The 17,653-nt window shown below is 57.4% G+C and carries 20 protein-coding genes; 10 read left to right on the top strand and 10 right to left on the bottom strand.

From position 1 onward, the window contains the following. Positions 1-75: 75 nt before the first annotated feature. From QPL95_RS04320 to pilG, 3 genes are read right to left on the bottom strand one after another with little or no spacing between them, the layout of a single operon-like run. Positions 76-621, bottom strand: a complete 546-nt coding sequence (locus QPL95_RS04320; RefSeq protein WP_303289779.1) for a chemotaxis protein CheW — start codon at positions 619-621, stop codon at positions 76-78. A gap of 20 nt (positions 622-641) precedes the next feature. Continuing rightward, the gene (gene pilH / locus QPL95_RS04315; RefSeq protein ID WP_303289778.1) at positions 642-1,004 is read right to left on the bottom strand and encodes a twitching motility response regulator PilH; all 363 of its coding nucleotides are present in this window, start codon (positions 1,002-1,004) and stop codon (positions 642-644) included. A gap of 32 nt (positions 1,005-1,036) precedes the next feature. Then, a complete protein-coding gene (pilG, locus tag QPL95_RS04310) occupies positions 1,037-1,429 on the bottom strand; it encodes a twitching motility response regulator PilG (protein WP_303289777.1) in 393 nt (130 codons plus the stop codon). 312 nt (positions 1,430-1,741) lie between these two features. Between pilG and gshB the strand changes: the two genes are divergently transcribed. The 8 genes from gshB to QPL95_RS04270 all read left to right on the top strand — a co-directional run bounded on the left by gshB (position 1,742) and on the right by QPL95_RS04270 (position 8,691). After that, positions 1,742-2,695: a glutathione synthase gene (gene gshB, locus QPL95_RS04305; RefSeq protein ID WP_303289776.1), complete on the top strand. Its 954-nt coding sequence runs from the start codon at positions 1,742-1,744 to the stop codon at positions 2,693-2,695. 43 nt (positions 2,696-2,738) lie between these two features. After that, positions 2,739-3,596 carry an energy transducer TonB gene (locus QPL95_RS04300; RefSeq protein WP_303289775.1) on the top strand — a complete coding sequence of 286 codons (858 nt, stop codon included), beginning with the start codon at positions 2,739-2,741 and terminating at the stop codon, positions 3,594-3,596. Beyond that, complete coding sequence (locus QPL95_RS04295) at positions 3,593-4,159, top strand: YqgE/AlgH family protein (RefSeq protein WP_303289774.1); 567 nt, start codon at positions 3,593-3,595, stop codon at positions 4,157-4,159. The genes QPL95_RS04300 and QPL95_RS04295 overlap by 4 nt, the downstream gene beginning before the upstream one ends. Then, positions 4,152-4,583 carry a Holliday junction resolvase RuvX gene (gene ruvX, locus QPL95_RS04290; RefSeq protein WP_303289773.1) on the top strand — a complete coding sequence of 144 codons (432 nt, stop codon included), beginning with the start codon at positions 4,152-4,154 and terminating at the stop codon, positions 4,581-4,583. Before QPL95_RS04295 ends, ruvX begins: the two co-directional genes overlap by 8 nt. A 19-nt stretch (positions 4,584-4,602) precedes the next feature. Next, entirely contained in the window at positions 4,603-5,112 is a 510-nt protein-coding gene (gene pyrR / locus QPL95_RS04285) for a bifunctional pyr operon transcriptional regulator/uracil phosphoribosyltransferase PyrR (protein WP_303289772.1), read from the top strand. Positions 5,113-5,143: 31 nt separating this feature from the next. Further along, entirely contained in the window at positions 5,144-6,163 is a 1,020-nt protein-coding gene (locus tag QPL95_RS04280) for an aspartate carbamoyltransferase catalytic subunit (RefSeq protein WP_303289771.1), read from the top strand. Beyond that, positions 6,160-7,458, top strand: a complete 1,299-nt coding sequence (locus QPL95_RS04275) for a dihydroorotase (RefSeq protein WP_303289770.1) — start codon at positions 6,160-6,162, stop codon at positions 7,456-7,458. The genes QPL95_RS04280 and QPL95_RS04275 overlap by 4 nt, the downstream gene beginning before the upstream one ends. Positions 7,459-7,662: 204 nt before the next feature. Continuing rightward, a complete protein-coding gene (locus tag QPL95_RS04270) occupies positions 7,663-8,691 on the top strand; it encodes a putative solute-binding protein (protein ID WP_303289769.1) in 1,029 nt (342 codons plus the stop codon). A 40-nt stretch (positions 8,692-8,731) separates the two neighbouring features. On the opposite strand, the gene QPL95_RS04265 is transcribed toward QPL95_RS04270, so the two are convergent. Further along, complete coding sequence (locus QPL95_RS04265) at positions 8,732-9,004, bottom strand: HU family DNA-binding protein (RefSeq protein WP_303289768.1); 273 nt, start codon at positions 9,002-9,004, stop codon at positions 8,732-8,734. Between the two features lie 276 nt (positions 9,005-9,280). Here QPL95_RS04265 and QPL95_RS04260 point away from each other — a divergent pair, with 276 nt between their 5' ends. Continuing rightward, entirely contained in the window at positions 9,281-10,333 is a 1,053-nt protein-coding gene (locus QPL95_RS04260; protein ID WP_303289767.1) for a hypothetical protein, read from the top strand. 26 nt (positions 10,334-10,359) lie between these two features. Further along, positions 10,360-12,423, top strand: coding sequence for a TRAP transporter large permease subunit (locus QPL95_RS04255; protein WP_303289766.1), 2,064 nt, complete (start codon positions 10,360-10,362; stop codon positions 12,421-12,423). Between the two features lie 127 nt (positions 12,424-12,550). Here the strand turns inward: QPL95_RS04255 and QPL95_RS04250 are convergent, their stop codons facing one another. From QPL95_RS04250 to mutM, 6 genes are all read right to left on the bottom strand, one after another. Continuing rightward, a complete protein-coding gene (locus QPL95_RS04250; protein ID WP_303289765.1) occupies positions 12,551-14,086 on the bottom strand; it encodes a phosphoenolpyruvate carboxykinase in 1,536 nt (511 codons plus the stop codon). 174 nt (positions 14,087-14,260) lie between these two features. Next, positions 14,261-15,115, bottom strand: a complete 855-nt coding sequence (gene hslO / locus QPL95_RS04245) for an Hsp33 family molecular chaperone HslO (protein WP_303289764.1) — start codon at positions 15,113-15,115, stop codon at positions 14,261-14,263. 39 nt (positions 15,116-15,154) lie between these two features. Then, positions 15,155-15,562: a ribosome-associated heat shock protein Hsp15 gene (gene hslR / locus QPL95_RS04240; protein WP_303289763.1), complete on the bottom strand. Its 408-nt coding sequence runs from the start codon at positions 15,560-15,562 to the stop codon at positions 15,155-15,157. A gap of 65 nt (positions 15,563-15,627) precedes the next feature. Continuing rightward, positions 15,628-16,317: a GMP/IMP nucleotidase gene (gene yrfG, locus QPL95_RS04235; protein ID WP_303289762.1), complete on the bottom strand. Its 690-nt coding sequence runs from the start codon at positions 16,315-16,317 to the stop codon at positions 15,628-15,630. Between the two features lie 86 nt (positions 16,318-16,403). Continuing rightward, the gene (locus QPL95_RS04230) at positions 16,404-16,736 is read right to left on the bottom strand and encodes a hypothetical protein (RefSeq protein ID WP_303289761.1); all 333 of its coding nucleotides are present in this window, start codon (positions 16,734-16,736) and stop codon (positions 16,404-16,406) included. 103 nt (positions 16,737-16,839) lie between these two features. Continuing rightward, a complete protein-coding gene (gene mutM / locus QPL95_RS04225; RefSeq protein ID WP_303289760.1) occupies positions 16,840-17,652 on the bottom strand; it encodes a bifunctional DNA-formamidopyrimidine glycosylase/DNA-(apurinic or apyrimidinic site) lyase in 813 nt (270 codons plus the stop codon). Position 17,653 lies beyond the last annotated feature (1 nt).

Raw genomic sequence — 17,653 nt, 5'->3', positions numbered from 1 at the left:
TTTCTTCTGGAAATGGCAAGTTGTTGTAGCGGGTATCAGACGGTCAGGGTGATGTTCCTGCCAGTACCATCACCCTTACCACTGTGCGACATCGAGAAAACGTTCGTCATCCACCAGATCGGCGGCAGAGAACACTTTCCAGACCTCCTCGTTACGTTCATATCCGCCTTCTACAAACGGCTGAACGCTGTCAGGCACCCCTTCCGGGTTGGCTCTGAAACTGTCTGTTGCGAAGTATTGCATGCCCAAAACACTGTCTACGACCAGGCCGCTGAATATATCGCCCTGCTCAATAACCAAAACCCGGCGATCGCGCAGGCTGCGCGATGACCGGGGAATATCAAAAAAGCCGGCGAGATCCACCAGGGGCAGGAGTCGGCCCCGAACGTTGGCGGCGCCCATCATAAACGGACGCACCCCGGGAATGTGCGTAAACCGGGGTACATGCAGGATTTCAGTAATGTCGCCCATAGGAGCAACATAGCGCTCACCGGCCAGTATGAAGCCGATGCCGTTCCACAGCTCAACGGCTTCCTGTTGCTCCGGCAGACCGGAAGCCATGGCTCGGCTACGCTGGGCGATATCCGTCAGAACGGCAAAAGGGGCGGCCTGGGCGGACATGCTTACTCCACGGTTGAGGATCAGGCAATCAGGCTGTTGATTGTTTTGATCAGATCGTCTTCGTTAACTGGCTTTACCAGGTAACCCTTGGCACCCTGGCGGGTTCCCCACACGCGATCCGTTTCCTGATCCTTGGTGGTCACGATCACCACCGGGATAGAGGCGGTTTCCGGTGCGCGGGTGAGCTGGCGGGTTGCCTGAAAGCCGTTCAGGCCGGGCATGACCACGTCCATCAGCACCAGATCGGGTGTTTCTGCACGGGCTTTGGCAACACCATCGGCGCCGTTATCGGCGGTCAGCACTTCGTGATTGTGCTTTTCCAGAATGGTGGAGATCTTTTTAACTTCAGTTGGCGAATCGTCAACAATCAAAATGCGAGCCATGGTTTCCTCGATGGTTCTGGGTATCAGCAGGTTTACTGTTCCGCCTGCGGCGTGTATTGGCGGATGGTATTGAGCAGCTCATCCTTGCTGAAGGGTTTGGTCAGGTACTGATCCGAGCCTACGATACGGCCTTTGGCTTTATCAAACAGGCCGTCCTTGCTCGAGAGCATGATAACCGGCGTCTTCTTGAAAGAGGAATTGTTCTTGATTAATGCGCAGGTCTGATAGCCGTCCAGGCGGGGCATCATAATATCAACGAAAATGATATCCGGCTGGGAATCGGCGATTTTGGCCAGAGCGTCAAAGCCGTCAGTGGCAGTGATGACCTCACAGCCAACCTTTTTCAAAAGGGTTTCTGCGGTGCGACGAATGGTTTTGCTATCGTCGATCACCATGATCTTCAAGTTCTCGAAGTTGTCATCCATTGTCCAACTGCCTTGCGCTCAAGCGAGTGTCATTATTTTGTAGAGGGTTTTTAACACAAACCTTAAGGTTGTTCTATAAACCCCGCTCATTTATAGAGTATCCATGGCCGGATAAAAAGTATTAGTTTGTGACCAAATGTACTTCTGTTTCCGTTGTCACGTATTCACCGCAGGATTTCTCCGGATGCATTCGCGGCTGGGGTACAATACCATCTTCATCATAGCACTTTATATCGGGATCGCTCTGCTGACCGGTTCGTGTTTTCAGCAGCGCGTTTCTCGGGCATTTAAACAGATACTCCAGGAGACTCTATGGCAATCCGGCTCGGGATCGTGATGGATCCTATCGAGGACATCCATTTCAAGAAGGACAGTTCGCTCGCCATGTTGCTGGCTGCGCAGAAGCGGGGCTGGGACATTGAGTATATGGAGCAACAAGATCTGTATCTGGCCGGTGGTCAGGCCAGGGCCCATACCCGAAGCCTCACCGTGCATATGGACCCGGAAAACTGGTTCAGCTTTGGTGCCAGTCAGGATCGGGCCCTGGGTGACCTGGATGTGATTCTGATGCGCAAAGATCCGCCGGTTGATCGTGAATTCCTGATGGCCACCTACATTCTGGAGGCAGCCGAACAGCAAGGTGCTCTGGTGGTCAATCCGGCGGCAACCCTGCGAGACTGCAATGAAAAGCTGTTCGCAGCGCAGTTTGAGGATCTTACACCACCATTGATCGTTACCCGATCTTCCCTGCGATTCCGGGAGTTCTACGCGGAGCATGGTGACATCATCATGAAGCCGGTGGATGGCATGGGTGGCCGATCCATTTTCCGGGTCAAGGAAAATGATGCCAACCTGGGTGTCATTATTGAAACCCTGACCAACTATGGCGCTCATCAGGCCATGGCGCAGAAATTCGTTCCTGAAATTTCCGATGGTGACAAGCGCATTCTGCTGATTGATGGCGAGCCGGTACCCTATGCCCTTGCGCGAATTCCTTCCCAGGGTGAAAATCGCGGGAACCTGGCCGCAGGTGGTCGGGGTGAGGGGCGCGAACTGACCGCTCGTGATCGTGAAATCTGTGCCAGGGTGGCCCCGGTGATCAAGCAGAAGGGGCTGATGTTCGTTGGCCTTGATGTGATTGGTGACTACCTCACAGAGATCAATGTAACCAGTCCGACCTGTATCCGGGAGCTGGATACAGCGTTCGGAATCGATATTGCGGGTATGTTGATGGACGCCGTTGAGCGGCGCCTGAAGCAGTGCTGATGCCGGCGGTTTCCGGGCCCGGGATGCAGAATCAGGATAAGTAATGGCAGTTCAGGTAAGCGACTTCGACCGGTTTTCATTTACCCTGTTCATGGCAGTGGCGGTGCATGCCATTATCGTGCTGGGCATTACCTTTGCGCCGGAACTGCCCAGCTCCTCGGCGCAAACCATGGAGATTACCCTGTCCCAGTTTGACGATGAGCAGGCTCCGGAAAAGGCTGACTTTCTCGCCCAGACCAACCAGCAGGGCAGCGGTACCGAAGATGAGCCCCTGGAGATGACCTCGCCCCAGCCAGCCGAGGCCAGCCAGCCTCAGATGGCGAATGTGCAACCGGAACCGCAATCCACGACAGAGCCGTCGCCCAGCCAGGAGCGGGCCGTGGTCGAGACCAGTGAAGCGCGCAGGGAGGTGCGTCAGCCTGATGAACGCACCGAGCCGGAGCCGCTGCCCCGCAGTGAGCGCAAAAGCCTGATGGAACGCAGCCTGGAAATCGCCAGCCTGGAGGCCCGCTTCGATGCCCAGCAACAGGCTTACGCTCGTAAGCCCAGGGTCATGCGGGTGACGGCTGCCTCCACCCTGAAATCCAACAATGCCTGGTATGTTCAGAACTGGGTCGGCAAGGTGACCCGGGTTGGTAATATCAACTACCCCACAGAGGCTCGCCGGGCTGGTATTTATGGCGATTTGCGCATGCTGGTTTCTCTGCGGAAAGATGGCACAATCAAAGAAGTGGCTATTCTCCAGTCTTCAGGAAGTACCGTGTTGGATGATGCGGCCATCCGTATTGTTCGAATGGCCGCACCGTTTGCGCCTTTCCCCGAGGAAATGCGACAGGAGGCCGACGAGCTGGAAATCATACGAACCTGGTCATTCCAGAAGCGGGGGCTCAGCTCAGGATGACAGAAAACAGCACCACAACTGGCAGCCTGCGGCACCACTTCCTGGTGGCGTCGCCCTGGCTTTCCGATCCGCGGTTTCATGGCGGTGTGATTTATTTGTGTGAGCATTCCGAAGAGGGCGCTCTTGGGTTGATGGTCAATCAACCTCTGGACATCCATCTTGGGGAGATTCTGGAGCAGCTCGACATGCACGGCGGCGAGCTGGATTTGCCGGTCTTTACCGGTGGGCCGGTTCAGCCAGAACGGGGATTTGTGCTGCATTCGCCGGGGCGCGAATGGCAGAATACGGCCCGGGTGACCGACGACGTGCTGCTGACAACGTCCCGGGATGTTCTTGAAAGTATCGGTAAAGATGATGGCCCAGCGGAGTTTTTGGTCGCCCTCGGTTATTCCGGTTGGGGTGAGGGCCAGCTGGAGGAAGAGCTCGGCAGCAACGCCTGGCTGACCTGCCCCGCCAGCACCGACATCCTGTTCCGGACCCCGGTCGAACAACGCTATGAGGCGGTACTGCGGCTGATCGGGGTAGATCTGAACCAGCTCAGTGATTCGGTGGGTCATGCCTGAACCCGGCAGCCGCAGACTTATGGCGTTTGATTTCGGTACCCGTCGCATTGGTGTGGCTTCGGGCCAGGAAATGCTCGGTACCGGTCAGCCGCTGGCGATGATTCCGGCCCGTGATGGCATTCCGGACTGGAGTCACATCGAGCGACTGCTGGCGGAATATCAGCCGGACCTGGCGTTGGTGGGTTTGCCGCTGAACATGGATGACACCGAGAACGACATGTGTGCCCGGGCCCGGAAATTCGGCAAGCGACTGCACGGCCGTTATCATGTACCTGTCGAGATGGTGGACGAGCGGCTGACCAGCTTTGAAGCCAAAGGTGAAGTGATGGCCGCAGGCGGCAGCCGGGACTTTGGCCGCCACGGTGTGGACGACCTGGCCGCCGTGTTGATATTGGAAACCTGGTGCCGGGAACAGGCCGGCTGACCTGACTGACGAGGTTCGAATGACCGCATTGCTCGATATCAACCAGTTGCTTGACGGACTGGAGGCCGGTTTGCGCCGGATTCTGGAGCAGCGTGGCGTCGACACCCCTGCGCTGATCGGTATCCGCACCGGCGGAGTGTGGCTGGCGGATGTCATGAGCAAGCGCCTTGGCCTTGCCGAGCCATACGGCGAGTTGGATATTTCCTTCTATCGGGACGATTTCAGTCGCATCGGACTGAACCCGAAAGTCACGCCCTCGAGCCTGCCGTTCGATACCGAAGGCCGCGACATTATTCTGATTGATGATGTCATCATGAGTGGCCGTACCATCCGCGCTGCGATGAACGAGATTTTCGATTACGGCCGGCCAGCCAGTATCATACTGGCGACATTGATTGACCTGGGCGCCAGAGAGCTACCGATTCAGCCGGATGTGACAGGCCGGGTGCTGACACTGGACGCGCACCAGCGCGTAAAGCTGCGTGGCCCTGAGCCGCTGCACATTGAATTACAGGAAACCGGGCAGTAAGTAACACCTCCCCATTGATAACAGGCGAGCCATGACCGCAAACGACCCTTCCCCGAACCACTTGCAACTGACCCGGGAGGGTCAGTTGCGGCATTTTCTGACCCTGGACGGCCTGAACCGCGAACTGCTCACGGACATTCTGGACACCGCAGACTCGTTTATCGAAGTCGGTGAGCGCAGTATCAAAAAAGTCCCGTTGTTGCGGGGGAGAACGGTGGTGAACTTGTTCTTTGAGTCCAGCACACGGACCCGAAGCACCTTCGAGCTGGCCGCCAAGCGATTGTCTGCCGACGTCCTGAATCTGGACATTTCAACGTCTGCCACCTCCAAAGGTGAGTCTCTGTCGGACACCCTGCTCAACCTGGAGGCCATGGCCAGCGACATGTTTGTGGTGCGCCATTCCCAGAGCGGAGCGCCGCACTTCATCGCTGAAAGTGTGACCCCCGGAGTGGCCATCATCAACGCCGGTGACGGCCGCCACGCACACCCGACCCAGGCGATGCTCGACATGCTCACCATCCGCCAGCACAAGGGCGGCTTCACCGGACTCAAGGTAGCTATTGTTGGAGATATTCTTCACTCCCGGGTGGCTCGCTCCCAGATCCGCGCACTCAACGAGCTGGGTGCTGAAGAGGTGCGGGTGATTGCGCCGGGCACGCTGTTGCCGCGGGATGTGGAGAGCTTGGGTTGCAAGGTCGAATACGATATGGCCCGGGGCATGAAAGATCTGGACGTGGTGATCATGCTGCGCCTGCAGAACGAGCGTATGGAAGGGGCGTTGTTGCCCAGCGAACGGGAGTTCTACCGCTTGTACGGGTTGAATCAGGCGAAGCTGGCGTTGGCGAAGCCGGACTGCATTGTGATGCACCCGGGCCCGATCAATCGCGGTGTTGAAATCGAATCCGCAGTGGCAGACGGGCCCCAATCGGTGATTCTTAACCAGGTCACCAATGGCATTGCGATCCGTATGGCCGTGATGTCCATGGCGATGGGTGGTCAGATGGCGGAGCGTCAGCAAAAACAAATGAACAGCGAGGGAGCCCGGTCATGAGCCTTGGTCAGCCGTACGGCAGTCTGAAAATTACCGGTGGCACGCTGTTTGATGGTATGGGAGAAGCATCCAGTAACCCGGGGCTCCTGATCCAGGACGGCAAAGTGGCGGCCTTGGGCGCCTCAGCCTTGAGCGCCAGTGCGGAGCAGTCGTTTGATGCGTCTGGTTGTGTTATCGCGCCGGGTTTTATTGATCTGTGCTGCAACCTGCGGGAGCCGGGCAATGGCCAGAAAGGCAACATCGCCACGGAAACCCGTGCAGCGGCTCACGGCGGGTTCACAACCGTGTGCGCGTCTCCGGAGACCTCTCCGGTCAACGACTCAAGTGCCGTTACTCATTTGATTCGTGATGGCGCGGATTCCCGGGGCGCAGTGCGGGTGTTGCCAGTCGGCGCCATCACCCGTGGCCTCGACGGCGAGCTGTTGAGTGATCTGGCTGGCCTGAAAAACGCCGGCTGCGTAGCCGTTGGTAACGGGTCCCGGGGAATCCGCAACGCGAGGATATTGCGACGGTGTATGGCCTATGCCCAGACGTTCGGGCTGACGGTTATGTTCAGCCCCGAAAACCAGGCGCTCGCGGCGGATGGCTACGCCCATGATGGCCAGGTCGCCACGCGCCTGGGCCTGCTGGGTATTCCGGAAGTGGCGGAAACCGCCGCGGTGATGGAAATGCTGTTGTTGGCGGAAGAAACCGGCGTCAAGCTACACCTGAGCCAGCTTTCCAGCGCCCGAAGTGTCGAAATGCTGGCGGATGCAAAGCGGCGTGGTATTCAGGTGACGGCCGATGTGGCCATGCACCAGTTGTGCTTTACCGAAGACGCTCTGGCCGGGTTTGACAGTCGCTTCCACGTTCGCCCCCCGTTGCGTTCCGAGGCTGACCGGAAAGCTCTGGTGGCGGCCGTGCAGAATGGCGTCATTGATGCCATTGTCAGCCAGCATCACCCCCATGACAGTGCGGCCAAGCAAGCACCGTTGCCGGCCACCGAACCTGGCCTTTCCAGTATCGAAAGTCTTTTGTCGCTTGGGCTTGAACTGGTTGACCGGGGGGAGTTGGGCCTTGCTCAATTGCTGGCTGCACTGACCACTGGGCCGGCTGCCGTTGTTGGCCTGTCCCCCGGGTTGGTGGCAGGCGCCGTCGCGGATGTGTGTGTTTTCGATCCCACCGCGCATTGGCGGCCTTCAGCGAAGACGCTGCTGTCTTCAGGCCATCATGTGCCGGTTTCTGGTCGCGACTTATCGGGAAGGGTAAGGTTAACGCTGGTGAATGGTCACCCCGCCTGGGCCGACGCAGGCTAACCGAAATCCAGAATGCGGCAGAGGTGGCCCCACCTCTGTCGATCCCATCACAGATTGCATTCAAATAGCAGAAAAAGCCTTGATGGCAGGCACCTCAGCCAACGTATCCTACTGCTCCAACCTCTACCATCTTTGGCATTAACCAATGGGTTGCCGGCTGCCTGCAGGCGCCAGCATCCGACAATAATAATCAGGAGTCGTCCCGTGACCACAATTCGTTTTTCCCGCCGTATCGCCTTGGCCGCAGCGCTGTGTGCCGGCATGATCGCACCCGCTGTGGGCCAGGCCCAGGAAGCCCCGAAAGACATGCTTGAGCGCAGTTTCTGTGTGTTTGACCCGGTTGGTGCCAATGGCCCGTTGTTCGCCATTACCAAAGAGTTCCAGCCAGTGGCGCTCAACCGGGGAATCAAGCTGGACTTGCGAGCCTACACCGATGAAAAAGTTGCCGCCGAGGATTTCAAGGCTGGCCAGTGTGATGCGGTCTTGCTGACCGGCACCCGGGCCCGCGAGTTCAACAAATTTACCGGCACACTTGAGGCCATGGGTGCGGTGCCTGGCGAACAGGAAATGCGCCTTCTGTTCAACACGCTGAGCCAGCCCAAAGCACGCCAGTTCCTGATTGAAGGGCCGTACGAAGTGGCCGGCGTGTTCCCGGGTGGTGCGGTTTACCTGCACACCCGTGACCGCTCCGTCGATTCGGTCGAGAAATTGCAGGGCAAGCGCATCGCGACGCTTGATTACGACAATGCCTCAGTGCGGATGGTTCGCCATGTTGGTGCCTCCGTTGTGGGGTCAAATTCCGCCAACTTTGCCGGCAAATTCAATAACGGCAGCGTTGATCTTGCCTACGCGCCCGCCGTGGCCTATCAGCCCCTGGAATTGTACAAGGGGGTGAACTCCAATGGTGGCGTGTTCAAGTACGCCCTGGCCTATATGAACTTTCAGGTGATTATCCACCGTGACCGTTTCCCGGATGATGCCGGCCAGATGGTGCGGGATGAGTCGATCAAGCGAATTGATCAGGCCTACGGAATTATTGCCGAAGCAGAGGCCGGTATTCCGGACGACGTCTGGATGCACCCACCCCAGGAAGACGTAGCGGAATACGACAAAATGCTGCGACAGGTTCGCTTGTCATTGCTTGAAGACGGCGTTTATGACGAGCGGGCGATCAAACTGATGAAGGCCATTCGGTGCAGGGTAGATGGTGCCCGGTCTGAGTGCGCTTCCTGAGCGAGCGTTGATGGCCCGCCAGTGGCGGGCCAGGATCGTCTCAGCGGACAGCGTCTTTCAGTGCTTTACCGGCCTTGAAACCGACGGTTTTACTGGCCGGGATCTTGATGGTAGCTCCGGTCTGGGGGTTTCGGCCATTGCGGGCGTCACGTTCGCGGATGGAAAAAGTGCCAAAACCGATAAGGGTGATGTCTTCACCTCTGGCGGCGGCCGCTGAAATCTGGTCGGTGACGGCGTTGATCACTTCACTGGCTTTTTCACGGGTAAGCCCGGCTTTATCGGCAATGGCAGCTGCCAGTTCAGGTTTGCGCATGGAGTACTCCTGTCTGTTGTTCTGATTATTGTCGTTGCATGAACCACCGGCCAGAGGCTGTTGGTTCATGCAATCTATAGTGGCTTTAGCGCTAATGTGCAAACCCCAGTCTGTGGCGACACGCCTTCAGTAGCGTCATTTGCGGGGCCTGTCTCATTAACCGGCAGCCGACTTCGCCATAATGCCTTGCGAGTTACAGGATGTAACAAAAACGGCATGAAGGCCTGGCACAGATTGAATATCGGATACGCACAAGAATAAAAGGGTGCAGACGTTATGACAGCTTTCCGGACAACCATTTCCTCTGGAACACGAATCCGCGGCCTGGCGACAGCGCTTGCGGCCAGCCTGGCCCTGAGCGGCTGTGGTGTTGTTAACAACATGATCTACAAGACCACCGGCGATGTGATGAAAGGTTTCTCCCGTAATCATACGGTGCCCTACTTGATGGAATCCGATGATACCGCAATGGGCTGCTCCATGAGTGAGGCAACCGCGCCGTTGCTGATGTCCTTTGGTCGGGTTACCAGTGAGCCGGATCAGCTGGCGGTCATGCTGTACCTGTCTGCCGGTAGTTGCGCAGAAGAAGAGGCCAATCAGCATGAACTGGCCGGTCTGGCAGCGATGTATGCCATGAACGGTACGGCGGCTGAAGATGCGTTTATTCGCAAAAAGCGAGCCTATAGCCTGGCGGCGAAACGGTACCTGAAGGGTTGGCAGCATCACAATGCCCACTACGGCAAGCCGGACGACAACGAGTGCCCGGATTTTGATGACGAGATGGATGAGTTCATCTACATGGCAGGCCTTCTGTCTGGTTTGCAGGCCCTGAACGGACAGATTCAGGCAACCGCCTCTATCGGGGTGCCCTTTAACACCGGCTCAGTGGTTGGCCGCGCCAGCCAGTGCATGGACAACACCAAATGGTGGGGCGCCCCCATGGCGCTGAGGGCAACGGTATGGGCGATGATCCCCGGTACCCAGCCTCAGGGTGAAGATGCCTTTGAGCGGTTGGCTGTTGCTCAGAAGCAAGGAAAGGAGGCGGGTGTCCGCCTTGGTCATGTATTCCATGCCATTGCTGCGACCAACAAAAATGATATCGAGCTGGTGAAGTCGATCATTCGTGACCATGCCGAGTCTCTGAAAGAGGGTGAGGTTAATGAAGAGTGGCGGTTCGTGAACGGGATGGCTACCAACATGCTTGTTTCGATGTCGGATCGGCTTTGGGTAGAAAATACCGGCCATCGCACACCGATGGGCCAATACGGAACCTTCTGGGATGACCAGCAGGCGCCAGTTGAAACGATGGATCTGGACGATCTGTTGTAAACCCGTAAATTCCAGAGTGGGCTGTCATGACTCAGGGTCGATTTAGTCGTAGCAGGCTGGAGTGGTTTTCATCACTGCCAGCTTGTCTGTTGTTGCTTTCGGTCGTCATTTTCTCTACCAGCAGTGATATCCACAACCAGATGCTCCGTGGCGGAGAGCAGATGTGGAGCGGTTACTACAAGCTGCGTATGGACCCGGCCAAACCGGAGTGCAGTGTCATCCAGGATATCGATGCTGCTGTCGCTGAAGAACTGGCCATGGCCCCTTCTGACGACCCGATGGCTGCGCTTCTCGGCAGCCACGAGAAAGATCCCGCGGAAGTTCGGCTGGCCATCGAGCGCTCGGCGGCGGATTGCCGGGCCGCTCATGCCAATTACGAGGATTTGCAAGACAAGCTGACCCCGGGCGTACGGGCATACCGTGCGGTTGAACTGTTTGTGGCGGACCTGATTGCATTCGGACTGGCTGCGCAGCGTTACGCTCTGGTGATTCTGGTGATGCTGTGCGCCGTGACCGCCACACTGACCCGTCATCACATTGCCATGCGGGCCATGGAAACCCGGCTGGATTACACGGTATCCCTGACCCTGCAAACCGTTGCAAACGCCATGTTGTTGGGCTCGAGTGTCATTTTCAGACAGTCAAGCCTGGGCAGCAGTACAACGGTCTCTGCCGAAGAACTTTTACTCCATAACTTCTGGGTTATCGGTTTCGCCTGTCTGACTTTGGCCAGTCTTTACCGTCTGTTCCGGGTGCCAGACGATCTGGAGAGCGGCGGCAACCCGAATCAGGCCTTCCTGGCAGTGCCCTTGTATACGGTTATGTGCCTGATCTCCGGCACCTATTTTGCGCTGATTGGTCATTCCTCCGGTATCGGTATCTATCTCGGCAAGATGATGGAGCTGGCTGACATGTTTCTCAATGTCGGGCTCTATGTCTGGGTCGGTATGATGCTCAAGCAAACCCGGCTGGCGACCTTGGTGTTCAACGTGTTCCGGCCTTGGCGTATGCCACCGGAGATGCTGGCCGTTGTGGCGGTTCTGGTGGCGGCCATTCCGACCGCCTACACCGGTGCGTCCGGCATATTTGTTATTGCCGCTGGTGCGGTTATCTACAGCGAGCTGCGTGCGGCTGGTGCCCGGCGCCATCTGGCTCTGGCAGCCACGGCAATGTCCGGATCTCTGGGCGTGGTACTTCGGCCCTGCCTGCTGGTGGTGGTGATTGCCTACCTGAACCGGGAAGTAACCACCGATGAACTGTTTGGCTGGGGCATCTGGGTGTTTGTCCTGACGGCGGCCATGTTCAGTCTGGTGGCGATCACGGTAAACCGCCAGAGCAAGTTTGATCTTGCGCCCAGCGCCGAAGCGTTTCCGGCTTCGATCATGGCGTTGCGGCCATTGATTCCCTATGTTCTGGTGATCGTTGCCGTGGTGTTGCTATATCGGTTTGCCCTTGATGTCAGAATGGATGAGTTCTCGGCGCCGCGATTATTGCCGGTGATCATGCTGGCCATTCTGCTGTATGAGCACATCAGTCTGAAAAATCGCGGTGGCCGGGCTTCGGGTGAGTTTAATCACCAAGGCCTGGAGCGTAGCGTACGCAGCGCTACCAATGATACAACGGCCGAAATCGGCGCGCTCCTGCTGTTGCTTGGCCTGTCAGTCAGCATTGGCGGTGTTATCGAGCGATCCCACATCATGGAAGCCTTTCCCCAGGCTTTTGACAGCGCCTGGTCGGCCATGGTGCTGATGGTGATCATTCTGGTGATCCTCGGCATGATCATGGATGCCTTTGGTGCGGTGATTCTGGTTACCGCAACGGTCGCAACCATTGCCTATTCCAGTGGCATTCACCCGATTCACTTCTGGATGGTGACGCTGGTGGCGTTTGAGCTTGGGTATTTGAGCCCGCCGGTTGCACTTAATCATCTGTTGACCCGACAGGTGGTGGGGGAAGCTGAAGTGCTGGCGGCCCAGCAGGAAGGCGGAACCTTCTACCAGCGTCACGAGCGTATCATCATGCCTTTGATTGCCATGGGCTTGTCGTTACTGCTGGTGGCCTTTGTACCGCTGATGTTCTATGCCGGTTAGGTAGCTCAAAGACACTGTGGATCCCGGCGTTGCGGGATTTCCACGGTGAACAACCGGCCTCTCAGGACGCCGGTTATAAAAAAAGCGCCGTGCTTTCGCAGGGCGCTTTTTTTTAAACCGGTAAAGCTCAGCTGAGCTTCGGGCCGGCCTCAACGATGGCGTCTGCCACGTCAAACTTCTTGAAGTTTTCCACGAACTGGGCAATCAGTTCCTGGGCCTTGCCGTCGTAATATTCCGGGCTGGTCCAGGTGTTGCGCGGGTTCAGCAGTTCATTGTCTACGCCAGGGATGTGCTTGGGCACATCGAGGTTCAGCGCATTCAGGTGCTCGCATTCCACGTCGTCCAGGTCGCCATTCTGAATGGCGGCAATGATGGCGCGGGTGGTGGGAATGCTGAAGCGCTTGCCTTCACCGAAGGGGCCGCCGGTCCAGCCTGTGTTCACCAGGAACACCTTGCTGCCAAACTCGTCAATACGCTTCATCAACAGCTCAGCGTACACGCCCGCCGGGCGAGGGAAGAAAGGTGCGCCGAAGCAGGTCGAGAAGGTGGACTTCAGTTTGGAAGATGAGCCCATTTCAGTAGAACCTACCAGGGCTGTGTAACCACTCAGGAAGTGGTAGGCAGCTGCTTCACGGCTCAGGATGGAAACCGGAGGCAGTACGCCGGTCATGTCGCAGGTCAGGAAGATAATGTGTGACGGCTCGCCAGCACGGTTTTCCAGTACCCGCTTTTCGACGTGCTCCAGCGGGTAGGCGCAACGGGAGTTCTCGGTGAGCGAAACGTCGGTGTAATCCGGCTCGCGGGTTTCCGGATCGATGGTCACGTTTTCGACGATCGCACCAAAGCGAATGGCATCCCAGATGATCGGCTCGTTCTTCTGGCTCAGATCGATGCACTTGGCGTAGCAGCCGCCTTCGATGTTAAAGACCGTGCCCGGGCCCCAGCCGTGTTCATCATCACCGATCAGGAAACGGTGCGGATCAGCCGACAGGGTGGTCTTGCCGGTACCGGACAGGCCGAAGAACAGGCAGGTTTCGCCGTTTTCGCTGACGTTGGCAGAGCAGTGCATCGGAAGGACGTCTTTCTCCGGCAGCAGGAAGTTCTGTACCGAGAACATGGCCTTCTTCATTTCGCCGGCGTAGTGCATGCCCGCGAGCAGCACCTTGCGTTTGGCGAAGTTGATGATCACGCAGCCGTTGGAATTGGTGCCATCGCGCTCCGGAACACATTCAAAGTTGGCGGCGTTGAGGATTTGCCATTCCTGCTTGTCAGAAGCGTTGTAGGCTTCCGGGCGGATGAACAGGTTCCGGCCGAACAGGTTTTGCCAGGCGGTCTCAGTGGTCATTTTCACCGGCAGAAAGTGCTCCGGGTCTGAACCAACGTGAACGTGAGAGACGAACTGGTCTTTTTCTGCGATGTAGGCTTCAACGCGATCCCACAGAGCGTCGAACTTGTCGGCGTCAAAGGGGCGGTTGATCGGGCCCCAGTGAATATCGTCAGCGGTGCTGGGTTCCTGGACGATAAAACGGTCCATCGGAGACCGGCCAGTGCGTTCGCCAGTGGTAACCACCAGAGAACCGTTAGCCGCCAGCTGGCCTTCGTTTCGTGCCAATGCCAGCTCGACCAGTCGTGCTGTACTCAGATCATTATAAGTGTTGCTCACTTCGACCTCGCCCTTGGGATGTCTTCGTGATTGCCCAGACTGCGCCTCAAAAAATTGGCGGAAATCTGAACAATCGGGTCAATTCAGGCGCGCTATTATGCCAGAGACGCCGGTAAAAAACGACTGCCCTGAAAGCCTTGCCAGCAGCGGCTTCCAGGCAAATTGATAAAGTGTTTAGTGTAGCGTATGACCGGTGAAAAGGTGGTCAATATCATTTCTATCAAAGCGATAGTTTGCGTGGCAGAACTGGCAGTCCATATTGATGCTGCCTTGCTCATCAAGAATGCTGTAGCACTCCTCTTTGCCGATTCCTTCCAGGGCAGCCAGTGTACGCTCCCGGGAGCAGCTGCAACGGAATGCCACCGGTTCCGCATCGAACAGGCGGACGGTCTCTTCGTTGAACAGGCGATGCAGCAGCGTTTCGCTGTCGAGGTTAAGCAGCTCCTCTGGCTTGACGGTGCGGGCCAGGTGGTTGACTCGATTCCACAGGTCGTCATCCTCTTCGGTATGCCCTGGCAGGCGCTGCAACAGTAGCCCTGCCGCCGACCCTTCGTTAGCAAACAGAAACAGGCTGGTCGCCAGCTGTTCGGAGCGTTCAAAGTATTCTTCGAGGCAGCCTGCCAGTGTGTCGGATTCCCGGGGAACCACACCCTGATAGCGTTGGCCTTGGTCTGGTGTGATGGTAATGGCCATTCGGCCCTGGCCGAGAAGTTCGTGCAAGGAGTCGCCACTGACCGCGTGCTCATCAAATCGTGCCAGCCCCCGAATATAGCGGTCGTGGCTGCACTCTGACATCAGTGTGCTCAATGCGCCTTCGCCAGCGGCCTGCAGCGATACGGTGCCCTGGAATTTCAGTGTGCTGCTCAATAACACGCTGGCAACCAGCGACTCACCCAGCAGTTGCCGGACCGAGGCCGGGTAGGGCGCCTGACCAGTGATCTGGCAAAAGCTGTCGCCCAGTTGCACCCAGGCACCCCGAACCTGACTGTGTTCAAAGATAAAACGTTGAAACTGATCACGGGATGCCATGGTGACTCCTGAAGCTGTCTGTTAATTGGGTGTTTGCAGTTACAGGCCGTTCTGGTCCCGGAACCGCTGGATTGTGCGGCGGTCTTTCTTGCTGGGTCGACGTGCCGGTGGCAATTGGGCGGCCTGCATGGTTTTCCGCTGCCAGGCCATTTCTTCCCGCTTTTTGGCGCTGTCTTCCGTTTCGTGGTAGAGCTTCTGAGCCTCCGGGGCACTTCTTCGGCGCCCGCTGACATCGTCTACAATAACGACTTTCTCTTGCCAGCCTTGGCGCAGTGTGACTTCTGCGCCTGCTTCTACAGCTTTGCCGGGCTTGGCGCGCTGGCTATTGTAGTGCACCTTGCCGCCCTCGATGGCCTCTTTTGCCAACGAACGGGTTTTGTAAAAGCGGGCCGCCCAGAGCCATTTGTCGAGCCGGACAGTCTGGTCGTCAGCGTTTGTTGCCTTCATATCTCCCCACCTGATTGGCCCGCCCGAAGGGCGACCCGTGTTTCACCGGGTGAATTATAACCGTCTCATCTCTCTGATGGCAGTGTCCGAAGCGACCGGAGGGCAGGCAGCACTTCGTCGAAATGCCGAATGCCCGGAATGTCGGGGTGGTGTGGGTTGGGGCTCTGTGTGCTGTCGGGTTCAAGAATGGCAAGGCACTGGCCAATGCCAGCCTTTTGGGCACTCTCGAGCACCGGGAAGCTGTCATCGACCATCAGCGTCTTTTCGTGTCGGTAGGGGATTCGGTGGCCCAGGTCTTGCCAGAAGTCCGGATCCTCCTTGGGCTTGCCCAGCTCATGGCTTGAGATGATGGCGTCCACATGTTGGTTCAGACCTGTTTTTCTGAGTTTAAGGGCAAGTGGGTCTGGGTGACAGTTGGTGACAATGACGGAGCGAAGCCCGGCATTGCGCAGAGTCGCCAGGAAATCCGGAACGTGGGGACGGTAGCCAATGCGATCACTGACTTCGGTCTTTAAGCGGGTGATGTCGACTGAGAGCCGCTCGCTCCAGTAGTCGGTACAGTACCAGTTCAGAGAACCGCGCTCGGCCATGATCATGGTGATCAGCTGGTCTTTGGCCTTCTGTGGGTGCAGGTCAAACTGCTCGGCATACCGCCTGGGCAGATGCTCAAGCCAGAAATGGGCATCGAAATGCAGATCGAGGAGTGTTCCATCCATATCCAGGAACACGGTATCGAGGGTTGACCAGTCCACCATAAACAAAACAGCCTGAAGAATTTTCTTCAGGCTGCCTCAGTTTCCGGTTGCTGGCAAGCCGGGATTTTACGGACGGTGTGTGCCGGTCAGTCGCTGGACTGCTCTACGGTTTCCGGCTTACGGCCGCTGCGGGTGCAGCCCAGACAGCGTACAAACGTCGCCTTGGCTGGCCCGACGACCAGCACTTCGCCTGCTTCTCCGGCATTTCCGCCCAGGGCCGAAAAGGGCAGGGAGACCAGATAGACCGCAGTGCCCACGATGGTGGTTGCCAGCAGAGCAGGCCGCAGAATCACGGCATCGGCCGTCATGGCCAGCGCGGAGGGGCTTTCGTCAACGGCCCGTGCATGGCCCAAGGAGGAAAATGCCAGTAAACAGGCGGCGACGGCCACCACCAAGGTGCGGGAAATCTTGCGAATCATGGTTATTCTCTCCTGTTAATTCTGTGTTAACTATGAATCATATTGCCGCAATTTCAAACGATTTTTCGGCGAAAAGTGCGATCACTCACGGATTGAATTCACGCTATCGCTGACAGCGAGGGCAATAAACGGTTGACCGGTTGTTCATGCGTATTTCTTTCAGGCGGGTGTGGCATTCGCTGCAATCAGCGCCGCCGCGGCCATAAACCAGCAGAGACTGTGCGAAATATCCGGGTTTTCCGTCGCTGTTGACGAAGTCCCGAAGCGTCGTGCCGCCCATGAGGATGGCGGCGCTGAGGGTTTCTTTTATAGCGGCCGCTAGCCGGTGGTAGCGGTCGAGGCTAATGCGGCCGGCCTTCCGCCTGGGATGAATGCCGGCCTTGAACAGGGCTTCGTTGGCGTAGATGTTGCCAACGCCAACCACCACATGATTGTCCATAATGAACGACTTGATGGGCGTCTGCTTGCCGCGGGATCGCTGAAACAGCCCGGCGCCGCTGAAATCTGATGACAAAGGTTCCGGGCCGAGATCCCGGATCAGCGGGTGCCTGAGCCAGTCGTCGGTCCACAGCCAGCAACCAAAGCGCCGTGGGTCGTTGAAACGCAGAATTCGTCCATTATTGAGGCTGAGCTCAACGTGGTCGTGGGTCATTGCCGGCGCGCTGTCGGTAATCACCCTAAGGCTCCCCGACATGCCCAGATGTACGATCACCGTGCCGGCATCAACATGCAGGAACAGGTATTTAGCCCGGCGCTCGACCGACCGGATCACCTGGCCCTGCAGGCGCGCAGGGAGGTCCTCTGGCACCGGCCATCGCAGTTTGCCATTGCGTATCAGCACCTTGGTGATGGTCTGGCCTTCGCAGTGGGGAACAATGCCCTGGCGAGTTGTTTCAACTTCGGGTAATTCGGGCACG

Source organism: Marinobacter sp. SS5-14b (genome assembly GCF_030541005.1).
GTDB lineage: Bacteria > Pseudomonadota > Gammaproteobacteria > Pseudomonadales > Oleiphilaceae > Marinobacter.
Note: the sequence above shows the minus strand (reverse complement) of the source record. Positions and strands in the feature narration are given on the sequence as shown.

Coding starts and splice junctions, on each gene's coding strand:
- QPL95_RS04320 (WP_303289779.1), bottom strand. CDS start 621: ATGTCCGCCCAGGCCGCCCCTTTTGCCGTTCTGACGGATATCGCCCAG.
- pilH (WP_303289778.1), bottom strand. CDS start 1,004: ATGGCTCGCATTTTGATTGTTGACGATTCGCCAACTGAAGTTAAAAAG.
- pilG (WP_303289777.1), bottom strand. CDS start 1,429: ATGGATGACAACTTCGAGAACTTGAAGATCATGGTGATCGACGATAGC.
- gshB (WP_303289776.1), top strand. CDS start 1,742: ATGGCAATCCGGCTCGGGATCGTGATGGATCCTATCGAGGACATCCAT.
- QPL95_RS04300 (WP_303289775.1), top strand. CDS start 2,739: ATGGCAGTTCAGGTAAGCGACTTCGACCGGTTTTCATTTACCCTGTTC.
- QPL95_RS04295 (WP_303289774.1), top strand. CDS start 3,593: ATGACAGAAAACAGCACCACAACTGGCAGCCTGCGGCACCACTTCCTG.
- ruvX (WP_303289773.1), top strand. CDS start 4,152: ATGCCTGAACCCGGCAGCCGCAGACTTATGGCGTTTGATTTCGGTACC.
- pyrR (WP_303289772.1), top strand. CDS start 4,603: ATGACCGCATTGCTCGATATCAACCAGTTGCTTGACGGACTGGAGGCC.
- QPL95_RS04280 (WP_303289771.1), top strand. CDS start 5,144: ATGACCGCAAACGACCCTTCCCCGAACCACTTGCAACTGACCCGGGAG.
- QPL95_RS04275 (WP_303289770.1), top strand. CDS start 6,160: ATGAGCCTTGGTCAGCCGTACGGCAGTCTGAAAATTACCGGTGGCACG.
- QPL95_RS04265 (WP_303289768.1), bottom strand. CDS start 9,004: ATGCGCAAACCTGAACTGGCAGCTGCCATTGCCGATAAAGCCGGGCTT.
- QPL95_RS04260 (WP_303289767.1), top strand. CDS start 9,281: ATGACAGCTTTCCGGACAACCATTTCCTCTGGAACACGAATCCGCGGC.
- QPL95_RS04255 (WP_303289766.1), top strand. CDS start 10,360: ATGACTCAGGGTCGATTTAGTCGTAGCAGGCTGGAGTGGTTTTCATCA.
- hslO (WP_303289764.1), bottom strand. CDS start 15,115: ATGGCATCCCGTGATCAGTTTCAACGTTTTATCTTTGAACACAGTCAG.
- hslR (WP_303289763.1), bottom strand. CDS start 15,562: ATGAAGGCAACAAACGCTGACGACCAGACTGTCCGGCTCGACAAATGG.
- yrfG (WP_303289762.1), bottom strand. CDS start 16,317: ATGGTGGACTGGTCAACCCTCGATACCGTGTTCCTGGATATGGATGGA.
- QPL95_RS04230 (WP_303289761.1), bottom strand. CDS start 16,736: ATGATTCGCAAGATTTCCCGCACCTTGGTGGTGGCCGTCGCCGCCTGT.